Annotated in this window: 10 protein-coding genes; 4 read left to right on the top strand and 6 right to left on the bottom strand. The window is 73.9% G+C overall.

The window, feature by feature from the left end:
- Positions 1-87: 87 nt before the first annotated feature.
- Entirely contained in the window at positions 88-2,133 is a 2,046-nt protein-coding gene (locus ACFRAV_RS16375) for an NAD(+) synthase (RefSeq protein WP_382555927.1), read from the bottom strand.
- A 169-nt stretch (positions 2,134-2,302) separates the two neighbouring features.
- Here ACFRAV_RS16375 and ACFRAV_RS16370 point away from each other — a divergent pair, with 169 nt between their 5' ends.
- Positions 2,303-2,689: an ArsR/SmtB family transcription factor gene (locus tag ACFRAV_RS16370; protein ID WP_382555924.1), complete on the top strand. Its 387-nt coding sequence runs from the start codon at positions 2,303-2,305 to the stop codon at positions 2,687-2,689.
- An 86-nt stretch (positions 2,690-2,775) separates the two neighbouring features.
- On the opposite strand, the gene ACFRAV_RS16365 is transcribed toward ACFRAV_RS16370, so the two are convergent.
- Positions 2,776-3,579, bottom strand: coding sequence for an alpha/beta fold hydrolase (locus ACFRAV_RS16365; protein WP_382555921.1), 804 nt, complete (start codon positions 3,577-3,579; stop codon positions 2,776-2,778).
- Between the two features lie 136 nt (positions 3,580-3,715).
- Entirely contained in the window at positions 3,716-4,843 is a 1,128-nt protein-coding gene (locus tag ACFRAV_RS16360; protein WP_382555918.1) for a glycerophosphodiester phosphodiesterase family protein, read from the bottom strand.
- A 236-nt stretch (positions 4,844-5,079) separates the two neighbouring features.
- On the opposite strand from ACFRAV_RS16360, the gene ACFRAV_RS16355 reads away from it, so the two are divergent.
- Both ACFRAV_RS16355 and ACFRAV_RS16350 read left to right on the top strand, forming a co-directional pair.
- A complete protein-coding gene (locus tag ACFRAV_RS16355; protein WP_382555915.1) occupies positions 5,080-5,958 on the top strand; it encodes a universal stress protein in 879 nt (292 codons plus the stop codon).
- Positions 5,959-6,106: 148 nt separating this feature from the next.
- Entirely contained in the window at positions 6,107-7,393 is a 1,287-nt protein-coding gene (locus ACFRAV_RS16350; RefSeq protein ID WP_382555912.1) for a cytochrome P450, read from the top strand.
- Between the two features lie 28 nt (positions 7,394-7,421).
- Here the strand turns inward: ACFRAV_RS16350 and ACFRAV_RS16345 are convergent, their stop codons facing one another.
- The gene (locus ACFRAV_RS16345; RefSeq protein WP_382555909.1) at positions 7,422-8,006 is read right to left on the bottom strand and encodes a YdeI family protein; all 585 of its coding nucleotides are present in this window, start codon (positions 8,004-8,006) and stop codon (positions 7,422-7,424) included.
- A gap of 296 nt (positions 8,007-8,302) precedes the next feature.
- Here ACFRAV_RS16345 and ACFRAV_RS16340 point away from each other — a divergent pair, with 296 nt between their 5' ends.
- Positions 8,303-9,034, top strand: coding sequence for a methyltransferase domain-containing protein (locus ACFRAV_RS16340; RefSeq protein ID WP_382555906.1), 732 nt, complete (start codon positions 8,303-8,305; stop codon positions 9,032-9,034).
- A gap of 59 nt (positions 9,035-9,093) precedes the next feature.
- Here the strand turns inward: ACFRAV_RS16340 and ACFRAV_RS16335 are convergent, their stop codons facing one another.
- Together ACFRAV_RS16335 and ACFRAV_RS16330 are read right to left on the bottom strand one after the other, a co-directional pair.
- Entirely contained in the window at positions 9,094-10,449 is a 1,356-nt protein-coding gene (locus tag ACFRAV_RS16335) for a PP2C family protein-serine/threonine phosphatase (protein WP_382555903.1), read from the bottom strand.
- Complete coding sequence (locus tag ACFRAV_RS16330) at positions 10,446-11,249, bottom strand: alpha/beta fold hydrolase (RefSeq protein WP_382555900.1); 804 nt, start codon at positions 11,247-11,249, stop codon at positions 10,446-10,448. Before ACFRAV_RS16330 ends, ACFRAV_RS16335 begins: the two co-directional genes overlap by 4 nt.
- Positions 11,250-11,278: the final 29 nt, after the last annotated feature.

Genomic DNA, 11,278 nt, shown 5'->3' with positions numbered 1-11,278 from the left:
GTGCCGGAGGTTCCGGCGCCACGGCCCACCGCCGTCACGCGTGCCCGCGACGCGCGCGGGTCGTGCCCGGCGGGCGGGGCATGGGCGTCAGTCCTTCTTCAGCGCGTCGTCGACGCGGGCCAGGTCCCGCAGCCAGGTCGCCGCCGAGCTGTCGGAGGGGGCGCGCCAGTCGCCGCGCGGGGAGAGCGAGCCTCCGGCCGAGACCTTGGGGCCGTTGGGCATCGCGGACCGCTTGAACTGCGCGAAGGCGAAGAAGCGGCGGCAGAACACCTCCAGCCAGTCCCGGATCTCCTGGAGGTCGTAGGCGACGCGCTTGGCCTCCGGGAAGTTCGCCGGCCAGGCGCCGGCCTCGGCGTCGTGCCAGGCGTGCCAGGCGAGGAAGGCGATCTTCGACGGCCGGAACCCGTAGCGCAGCACGTGGAAGAGCGTGAAGTCGTGCAGCGCGTAGGGGCCGATCTTCGACTCGGTGGACTGCATCTCCTCGCCGGGCACCAGCTCGGGGCTGATCTCGGTGTCGAGGATGGCGGTCAGCGTGCGGCCGGTCTCCTCGTCGAACTGCCCGCTGCCGATCACCCAGCGGATCAGGTGCTGCATGAGGGTCTTCGGGACGCCGGAGTTCACGTTGTAGTGGCTCATCTGGTCGCCGACGCCGTACGTGCTCCAGCCGAGCGCCAGCTCGGAGAGGTCGCCGGTGCCCAGCACGATGCCGCCGCGCTGGTTGGCCAGCCGGAACAGGTAGTCGGTCCGCAGACCTGCCTGCACGTTCTCGAAGGTGACGTCGTAGACCGGCTCGCCGGAGGAGAACGGGTGCTCCATCTCCTTCAGCATCAGCCGCGCCGTCGGCGTGATGTCGAGCTCCGCCGCCGTGACGCCGAGGGCGTTCATCAGCTTGTGGGCGTTGCCCTTGGTGTGGTCGCTGGTCGCGAAGCCGGGCAGGGTGAACGCCAGGATGTCGCTGCGGGGGCGGCCGGCCCGGTCCATGGTCTGAGCGGCGACGATCAGCGCGTGGGTGGAGTCCAGGCCGCCGGAGACGCCGATGACGATCTTCGGGTTCCCGATCGCGCCAAGCCGCTGCTGCAGCGCGCTGACCTGGATGTTGTACGCCTCGTAGCAGTCCTGGGCCAGGCGCTCGGAGTCGGACGGCACGAAGGGGTACCGCTCGAGGCGGCGGCGCAGGCCGAGGTCCCCGGTGGGCGCCTCGAGCCGGAAGGAGACCTCGCGGAAGCCGGCGGTACGGGCGGCGTGGGCGCGGCGGTTGTCGTCGAAGGTGCCCATCCGCAGGCGTTCCTGGCGGAGCAGGTCGAGGTCGACGTCGGCCACCGAGTACTGGTCGTCCTGCGGGAACCGCTCGGTCTCGGCGAGCAGGACGCCGTTCTCGTAGATCATCGTCTGCCCGTCCCAGGACAGGTCGGTGCTGGACTCCCCCAGACCGGCCGCCGCGTAGACGTAGGCGGCCAGGCAGCGCGAGGACGCCGAGCGGCAGAGCAGCTTGCGGTCCTCGGCGCGGCCGACGGTGATGGGACTGCCGGAGAGGTTGAGCAGCACCGTCGCGCCGGCCAGCGCGGCCTCGGCGCTCGGCGGCACCGGCACCCACATGTCCTCGCACACCTCGGCGTGGAGCACGAGCCCCGGCACGTCCTCGGCGGCGAAGAGCAGGTCGGGGCCGAAGGGCACGGGCTGCCCGCCGACGCGGATCGTGCCGCCGCGCTCGTCGTCGCCGGCGGCGATCTGACGCTTCTCGTAGAACTCGCGGTAGTTGGGCACGTAGGACTTGGGCGCGACGCCGAGGATGCGGCCCCGGTGCACCACCACGGCGCAGTTGTAGATCCGGTTGCGGTGGCGCAGCGGGGCGCCGACCACCAGGACGGGCAGCATGCCGGAGGAGCCGGCCACCACGGCGGCGAGCGCCGACTCCACCTCGTCGAGCAGGGCGTCCTGGAGCAGCAGGTCCTCGATGGAGTACCCGCAGAGGTTCATCTCCGGGAAGAGGGCGACGGCGACGCCGTCCTCGTCACAGCGGCGGGCCTGCCGCAGGACCGCTTCGGCGTTGGCGGCGGGGTCGGCGACGGCGGAGTGACCGGTGCAGGCGGCGATCCGCGCGAAGCCGTGCCGGTAGAGCGACCAGAAGTTCAACGGGACGTACTCCCCAGAAGGTGGACAGGCGGGCCAGGACGACGGCGGGTCGGCCCGTTCAGGGCACTTCTCACCCTACGACCTGCCCCTGGACGGCCCGGGCACGGCCTCCACTGCTTCGACAGATGTCGACATAGACGTACGTCGAACCGAGTGGGACACTGGGCGCATGGCGAACCCCGACCTGCTCCCCCTCCTCGACCCCGCGGCCGACGCCGTCGCGCCCTGCTGCCCGCCGCTGACCGAGCGGCCCCTGGACGCGCAGGAGGCGGAGACCGCCGCCCGCATGTTCAAGGCGCTCGGCGACCCGGTGCGACTGCGGCTGTTCTCCGCGGTGGCCTCGCACGCGGGCGGGGAGGCGTGCGTCTGCGACATCTCCGACGTCGGGGTCTCGCAGCCGACGGTCTCGCACCACCTGAAGAAGCTCAAGGAGGCCGGGCTGCTGACCTCCGAGCGGCGCGGCACGTGGGTCTACTACCGCGTCGAGCCGTCCGTCCTCGCCGCCATGGGCCAGATCCTCACCGGCCCTCCCACGGACCGGACCACCAGCCCCTGACCCGCCTTCCCCGGCCCTTCACGTCGCCCTTTCCAGGTGATGACGCCCCGCGTCCGTCACGCCCCGCGGCCGTCACGGCGGCGCCGTCACGGCCGGCTCTCCTCCCGGAGGGGGCGGAGGAACGCGTCGACCGCTTCGGCAAAGCCGGTGGGGTCGGTCTCGTGGACGGTGTGGCCGGTGTCCAGGGTGACCAGGCGGGTGCGGGGGCGGCGGGCGGCCATCTCCTCGGCCTGCCGGGCGTCGAGCGCGTCGCTGCGGCGGCCGTGGACCAGGAGGGCCGGGCAGTCGGTGGCGAGCCAGTCGGACCAGTGGTCGCCCCGCACCGCGGCGTGGGAGACGACCATGTCCTGCGGCCGGAACGCCAGGCCCCAGCCGTCCGGGTACTCGCGGACGGCGTCGGTCAGGTAGCGGGCCGAGTCCGCCAACTGCTCGACCAGGGCGCCGCGGGTGGGCGCGCGGTGGGGCCATGCGAGGCAGAACGACAGGTCGTCGCCGATGTCCGCCCCGATGTCCTCGACCACCAGGGCACGCACCCGGTCCGGGTGCCGGGCGGCGAACTGGTAGGCGTTGAGCCCGCCGAGCGAGTGGCCGAGCAGGACCACGGGCCCGGGGGCGAGGTGGTCGAGCAGCGCGGCCAGGTCGGCGAGGTATCCCTCCCTGGAGAAGTCCGCCGGGCGGTCCGAGTGGCCGTGTCCGCGCTGGTCCGGGGCGACCACCCGCCAGTGCGGGGCCAGGTGCTCGGCCAGGGCGGTGAAGGTGCGGCCCTCCCCGAAGTGGCCGTGCAGCGCGACCAGGACCGGCCCGGTCCCTCCGAAGTCGAGGTAGGACAACCGCCGCCCGTCGACGGTGAGGCAGGCGCGGGCGGGTTCGGGGCGAGATGCCGACGTCATGGCCGCCATGCTGCCAGCCGGCCGACCGAAGATCGAACACTTTGCCGACCCGTGTCCGCGAAGCCGCGGCCGGCGGACCCTGCCGTCGGTGGCTCGGACGGCGACCGGCCTCACACGGACCGGCCGCCGTCCCCGGTCAGCGCTTCGGGGTGTACGCCCGGGGCAGGCGGTACCCCTCGTCGGCGAGGACGCCGCGGACCATGTCCGGGGCATCGGTGATCAGGCCGTCCACCCCGACACCGAGCAGGTGACGGACGGTCGCCGGGTCGTCGACGGTCCACGGCACCACCTTCAGCCCTCGCCGGTGCGCCTCGGCGACCAGTTCCCGGTTCGTGAACGGCGTGTACCCCGGGTCCTCGACGCCGCCGTTCTGCGGGTCGCCGTGCACCGGGGAGACGGCGTCGGCGCCGAGGGAGGCGGCGGCGGTCACGTAACGCCGTTGCAGCGAGCCCTCGAAATCGTCGATGTCCAGGCCGCCCAGCCAGGGCGAGGCCCCGGGCTGCCCCTGCTGGAGGAACTGCTGCCCGTTGGTGAGCGCCACCAGCGGCAGTCGCGGCTCCAGTTCACGGACCCGCGCCAGCGCGCCCCAGTCGAAGCTCTGCACCGTCACCTGCCGGAGCATCCGCGCCCGCCGCGTCTCGGCGATCAGCGTCCGCACGAACCGCTCGCGCGGCGCCGTCTCCTGAGGGGCCCCCGCCTCGACCTTGGCCTCCACGTTCAGCCCGACCCGGTGGGCCCGGTAGCTCCGGACCAGCGTGTACACCTCGGACAGCAGCGGCATCCGCGCCCCGGGCGCCAACCGCTGGTCGGGGAAACGGGCCTGCCGGAGCGATCCGCAGTCCAGGGTGCGGATCTGCGCGAGGGTCAGGTCCTTCACGTACCTCTTGCCCGGCACGTAGGGGTATTCGGGGTCACCCGGGAAGGCGGGTCCGGTGTCCCGGCAGTTGCGTTCCTGGACGTCGCGGTCGTGGGTGACCACCGCGTGACCGTCCTCGGTGATCTGGACGTCCAGTTCCAGCGTCGTCACACCGAGTTCCAGGGCCCGCGCGAAGGCAGGCAGCGTGTTCTCCACGGTCATCGCCACCCCGCCGCGGTGTGCCTGGAGATCGAAGGCGCGCCCACCGGCGGGGTGGTCGGCGGCCGCCGCGGCGCCGGTGGTCAGCCCTGCGGCGAGCGCCGTGGCGACGGCCTGCCGCAGGACGTGACGCCATCGGTGCGGGCGCGGTGCGTGAGCAGGACCGCTCGCTCTCGAGAAGAATCGCATCCCGCAAGCCTGCCGCCCCTCGGCGACGTCCGCGTGGCCCCTGTCCCGCCTTCCGGTGAAGCGGAAGGGAAGCCGCTCCGCGGCCGCCGTGAACACCACACGGCCCCCGCCGAGGGCGGCACACACTCGACGCAGCCCCGGGCGGGCCCCGTCCGGTGGCCTCGGTGCGCGGCCTCGGAGAGGCTGGACGCGGACCACGGGTGACGGAGACGGCGGGCCTGGACGGGAGCGGGGAAGTGGACGAGCCAGTGATCGTCGGGGTGGACGGTTCGCCGTCCGGCTTCGCCGCGGTCGACGTCGCGGCCGACGAGGCGCGCCTGCGCGGCGTCCCGCTGCGCATCGTGCACGCCTTCGGCGGGCGGCAGGCGCGCATGCCGGGCGTCTCCCCGCCGCCCGAGATGACCGGGCGGCGCCTGACCGGGCTCGTGCAGGGGGTGCCCACCGAGGCGGAGCAGCGCGCCCGGGAGCGGGTGCCGGGCCTGGAGGTCACCCGTTCGGTGGTGTCCGGCGAGCCGCTGGAGGTGCTGACCATCGAGTCCCGGTCGGCGTCCCTGGCCGTCGTGGGCAGCCGGGGGCTGAACTCCTTCGCCTCGCTGCTGCTGGGGTCGACCGCCGTCCACCTGGCCGCCCACGGCCATTGCCCGCTGATGGTGGTGCGGGGCCGGCCCTCCCCCACCGGCCCGGTGCTGCTGGCCGTCGACGGTTCCGAGGCCGGCGAGGCGGCGGTCGCCTTCGCCTTCGCCGAGGCCTCGCTGCGCGGGGTGCCGCTGCTCGCGACGCACGTGTGGAACACTCGCAGCGAGCACGCCCTGGACGACCCCCTCGACCCGATGCGCATCGTGGTGGACGTGGGCCGTCTCGAGCAGGCGCAGCAGGGGCTGCTCGACGAGACGCTGGCGCCGCACCGGGCCGCCCATCCGGAGGTGGAGGTCGAGGCACGGTTGGTCCGCTCCCGGATCCGCTCCGCGCTGCTGGAGGCGAGCGGCGGGGCCCGGCTGGTGGTGACCGGCGCCCGCGGGCGGGGCGGCTTCCAGGGCATGCTCCTCGGCTCGGTCAGCCAGGCGCTGCTCCACCACGCCGACTGCCCGGTGGTGGTGGTCCGCGGCCGGCACTGACGCCCGCGGGCAGCCGGAGCGGCTCCGTCCGCGCCGCGCTGCCTGTACGATCCGCCCCAGTCGCATGGGGGGAACATCATCTGCCCTGTCTCCAGGGGCTGTTGGCCCGGCGACGCCCGCCGACAGAGCCGACCCGTGGAGCGCCCGCATGGCAGAGACAGAAGCCCTCGACTGTCCCTTCTCAGGAACCGGAGCCGGAGCCGGAAGCGGCGCGGGGGCCGGCGCGGCCGTCGACGTCTCGGCCCTCGCGGACACCGTGCACGAGCAGAACGCCCGGCTCCGTGAGGCCGGTCCGGCCACCCGGGTGGCGCTCCCGCAGGGCGTCGAGGCGTGGGTCGTACCCCACTACGCGACCCTGCGGGACCTGCTCGCCGATCCGCGGGTGGGCAAGCACCCCTCCCACTGGAGCGCCCTCGCCGAGGGCCGGGTGCCCGCCGACTGGCCGATGATCAACTTCGTGGTCGTCCCGGGTCTGCTGACCTCCGACGGGGCGGACCACCGGCGCCTGCGCAACCTGCTCGGCCAGGCTTTCACGCCCCGCCGGGTAGAGGAACTGCGCCCGCGGGTGGAGTCCCTGGTGTCCGGCCTGCTGGACCGGCTCGCCGAGCACCCGCCGGGCGAAGTCGTCGACCTGCGGCCCGAGTTCTGCATGCCGTTGCCGATCCAGGTGATCTGCGAGCTCACCGGTCTGCCCCGGGACCGGTGGGACCGGATGCACGAGCTCAGCAACGGCATCGTCGGCGCCGGGGCGGGTCCCGGCAGGCCGGACATGGCCACGATCCAGCGGGACGCCTTCGCCCTCCTCGCCGAGCTGGTCGAGCTGCGGACCAGGGAGCCGGGAGACGACCTCACCAGCGCGCTGATCGCCGCCCGCGAGGCGGACGGCAGCCGTCTCAGCCCTCAGGAACTCGTCGGCACCCTCCTGCAGTTGCTGGTCGCGGGGCACGAGACCACGATCAACCTGATGGGCAACGCAATCCGCGCCCTGCTCGCCCACCCCGGCCAACTGGCGCTGCTTCGCTCCGGGGAGGCGTCCTGGTCGGCGGTCACCGAGGAGACGCAGCGCTGGGACTCCCCGGTCAACCACTTCCCGCTCCGGTACGCCCTGGAGGACATCGAGATCGAGGGCACGCTGATCCGCAAGGGCGAGGCGGTCCTCGCGTCCTACGCCTCGGCGGGCCGTGACGAGCGCGAGTACGGGGATGACGGCGACGTCTTCGATCTCGTCCGGCCCACGTTCCGGCACCTGTCCTTCGGCCACGGTCCGCACTTCTGCATCGGCGCGCCGCTGGCCCGTCTGGAGATGGAGGTCGCCCTCGAGGGCCTCTTCACGCGTTTCCCCGGCCTGCGTCCGGCGGGCGGCGACGATCTGCCCCGTCGCCCCGGTCTCGTCTCCAACGCGGTCACCGAGCTGCCGGTGTTCCTCACGGCGTGAGACCGTCGCGGATCCTGGCGGGCCGCGTTCACCGGCCGCCGGTGTTCCGCCCCTCCGACAGGGCGCGCACCGCTCGCTCGAGCCGCGTCCGCCGGGTCTTCGGCGTGGCGGCCGTGAGCAGCGGGAGCATCACCAGGTAACGGGCGGTCCGGTCGAGCGCGTCGAAGGCCGCACGCGCCGCCGGGTCCCCCGCGAGCGCCTCGGCGAGGTCGTCCGGGACGACGGCTGTCGCCTGCGAGGCGTAGGCACGCTCCCACCGGCCGTCCTCCTGGGCCCGGCGGACCTCGGCCAGGCCGGGCTCGCGCATGCGGCCCGCCGCCGTCAGCGCGGCGACCTTCTCGATGTTCACCTGCGACCACAGGCTCCTGGGCCTGCGTGGCCCGTACTTCTGCAGGTAGTGGCTCTCGTCCAGGCCCCGGCGCTGTCCGGAGATCCAGCCCCAGCACAGACCCACGTCGACCAGTTCGTCGTCCGTGACCGACGGGATCCCCGACGCCTTCTTCGCGACCTTCACCCACACGCCCTCGTGGCGGCCGTGGTGCTCGGCCAGCCAGCTGTCGAAGGCCGGGGCGTCCGGGAACGCGACGACCTCCACCCCGCTGAACTCCTCCATGCGGGCCAGGCTAGCCCGGCCGCGCCCGCGCCGGGCCGCTGCCGGGAAGGGCGACGGGCGCACGGAGGGGTCGCCCCGGGCGGCGTCCCTGCCTCCGCGTGCGCATCCATGACCGGGCGTTGACCCGAACACGTGGGTGGGTTCACCCGTTGGGCGGACACCCGCCGTGCCGGTGCCGCGTGGGCGGCGTCGTGCGGCGCGATACTCCGTGCGCGCGAGAACCCGTGCCGCCGGCGCCGCGCGCGAGGTGCCGTGACCGCCCCCGTCCCCGCCGTCCCGCCGCTTGGAGCCGATCGATGACCCTGTTGCACGACGCCGAACTGACCGCCGCCTTCGACCGTGGCGCCGACGCCTACGACCGTCTGGTCGCCCTCAACCCGGGGTACCACGCCCACCTGCGTCGCTCCGCCCGCCGCCTGGCCCTGCCGGACGGTGGCGCGGGCCGCCGGGTGCTCGACCTGGGGTGCGGCACGGGCGCGTCGACCGCGGCGCTGGCGACCGCCTTCCCGCGGGCGGAGATCGTGGGCGCGGACGCGTCGTCGGCCATGCTGGCCCGGGCACGGGGCCGCGGAGGGCTGGAGCGGGTGCGGTTCGTCCACGCCACGGCGGAGGAGCTCGTCGCGGACGACGCGCACGGTCCGTTCGACGCCGTCTTCGCCGCCTACCTGTTCCGCAACGTCGCCGACCCCGACGCGGTGCTGCGCGGCGTCCACGACCTGCTGGTCCCCGACGGCCGTCTGGTGGCGCACGAGTACACGCTGGGCGGCGGCCGCGCCGACCGTCTGGTGTGGTCCGCCGTCTGCCGGGGCGTCGTGATGCCGCTGGGCGGCCTGACCGGCGACGGGGCGCTCTACCGTCATCTCTGGCACAGCGTGCTGGAGTTCGACACGGCGCCCGAGTTCGCCGCCCGGATGCGGCGGGCGGGCTTCGACGGCGTACGCGCCCTGCCGCTGCCGGGCTGGCAGACGGGGGTGGCCCACACGTTCGCCGGCCGCCGTCACCCGATCACGGCGGACGGCGGACAGTAGCCCCCGGGAAGCGACCCGGCGCGGGACGCCGCCGTCCCGGCGAAGGGCGGGCCGCCGGCTCACGGGCCGGCGGCCGGGGCTCCGAGGGCGAGGAGGGCGGTGTCGTCGTCGAGGGCCTCGCCGAAGCGGTCCAGGAGGGTCTCGATCTCCGCGACCAGCCGGGGCGCCCCGCTCGGGCCGAGGCCGCGGACGAAGTCGCACAGGCCGTCCGCGTCGAAGAGCTCTCCGGGCCGCGCCCCGGTCCGGGCCTCGATGAGGCCGTCCGTGTAGAGCAGCAGGGTGTCGCCGGACCCGAGGGTGACGGTCGTCGTCACGAAGTCGGCGTCGGCCGCGATGCCGACCAGCATCCCGCCGGGAGTGTGCAGGTACTCCACCTCGCCGGTCGCCCGCAGCAGCAGTGCCGGGGGGTGACCGCCGGACGCCAGCCGGACGCGCGCCTCGCCGTGGGCGGCGTCGGGCTCGACGAGGCCCACGACGACCGTGCAGTAGCGCAGGCTGCCGTCGCCGCTCGCGTTCCTCTCGCGCAGCGCCACGTTCAGCGACGTCAGGGCGTCCAGCAGGTCGCCGTCGTGGAGGAGCGCCGCCCGCAGGGTGTACCGGGTCAGCGAGGTGACCGCGGCGGCCTCGGGGCCGCTGCCGCTGACGTCGCCGAGGAAGAAGCCCCACCGGCCGTCTCCGAGTTCGAGCACGTCGTAGAAGTCGCCGCCGATCCGCTCCGGCGACTCGGCCCGGTAGTGGCAGGCCAGCTCGAGGCCGGGGACCTCCGGCAGCTCGGGCGGCAGCAGCGCCTCCTGGAGCACGCGGAAGGCCTCGTCGAGACGCGCCCGGTCGGTGTCCGCCTGCCGGCGGGCGGCCTCGGCCTCCCGCTGCGCCTGCTCGGCCTCCCACTGCGCGTGCTCCGCGATCCGCCGGGCCTGTTCGGCGGCCTCCTGGGCCACCTGGGCCCGGCCGCGCGCCTCCTCCGCCGCCTTGCGCTGGCGGAGCAGTTCCTCCTCGTAGGCCCGTCGGTCGGACGCCTCGAAGACGGTGGTGCGCACCAGCATCGGCATGTCGTCGGCGTCGTACTTGATGACGGAGGACACCAGGACGGGCACCCGTGAGCCGTCGGCGGCCTTCAGCTCCAGGGCGATGCCGCCGATCTTTCCGTGCAGGCGCAGCAGCGGGGCGAAGTGCGTCTCGTGGTAGATCCGCCCGCCGACGGTGAGGAACTCGGTGAACCGCCTGCCGAGCGCGGCCTCCCGCTCGACGCCCACCCACCGCAGCAGCGTGGCGTTGACCCGGACGATGGTGCCGTCCATCAGGGTGGAGAGGTATCCGCAGGGCGCGGAGTCGTAGAGCTCCTCGGCGTCGTCCGCGGGCGGTTCACCGGCGTCCGGCCGGGCGGACGCGGCGTCCTCCTCGCTCCCGGGGCTCACCGCTCGTGGTCCAGGAAGTCGAGGATGGCATCGGCGGTGGCGTCGGGGACGCTGAGCTGCGGGCAGTGGCCGCTGGCGTCGAGGGTGATCTGCCGGGCGCCGGGGATGCTGGCGTGCACGAAGGCGCCGACCTGCGGCGGGGCGATCGCGTCGTTGGCGCAGTCCACCACCAGGGTGGGCAGGCGCACCCCTTGGAGGTCGTGGCGGTTGTCCGACAGGAAGGTCACCTGCGCGAAGACGCGCGCCATGTCCGGGTCGGTGGCGCAGAAGCTGGCGGTGAGCTCGTTGCCCAGTTCGGGCCGGTCCGGGTTGCCCATGATCACGGGTCCCATGGCGGACGACCAGCCGAGGTAGTTGGCGTCCAGCGACTGCAGCAGCTCGTCGATGTCCTCCGCGCTGAAACCGCCCCGGTAGTCGTCCTTGTCGATGTAGCAGGGCGAGGGGGTGATCATCACCAGCGAGGTGATCCGCCGCGGGGCCGCCCGGGCGGCCAGGACGCCGATCATCGAGCTGACGGAGTGGCCCACGAAGGCCACGTCCCGCAGGTCGAGCTCCTCGCAGATCTCCACCACGTCACGGGCGTACCCCTCGAGCGAGGAGTACCGCTCCTCGCTCCACGCGGACAGGTCCGAGCCGCCCGCGCCGACGTAGTCGAAGAGCACCAGCCGGTACCGGGGGGCGAGACGGGGGACCACCAGCCGCCACATGTTCTGGTCGCAGCCGAAGCCGTGGGCCAGCATGACGACCCTGCCGTCGGGGGCGCCGACGACATTCACCCTGTTTCTCTGCATGACGCCCATATCACCCATCCTGCGCCAGGGCGTCCGCT

Source organism: Streptomyces sp. NPDC056600 (assembly GCF_042792855.1).
Taxonomy (GTDB): Bacteria; Actinomycetota; Actinomycetes; order Streptomycetales; family Streptomycetaceae; genus Streptomyces.
This window is presented reverse-complemented; position numbering and strand designations above follow the sequence as displayed.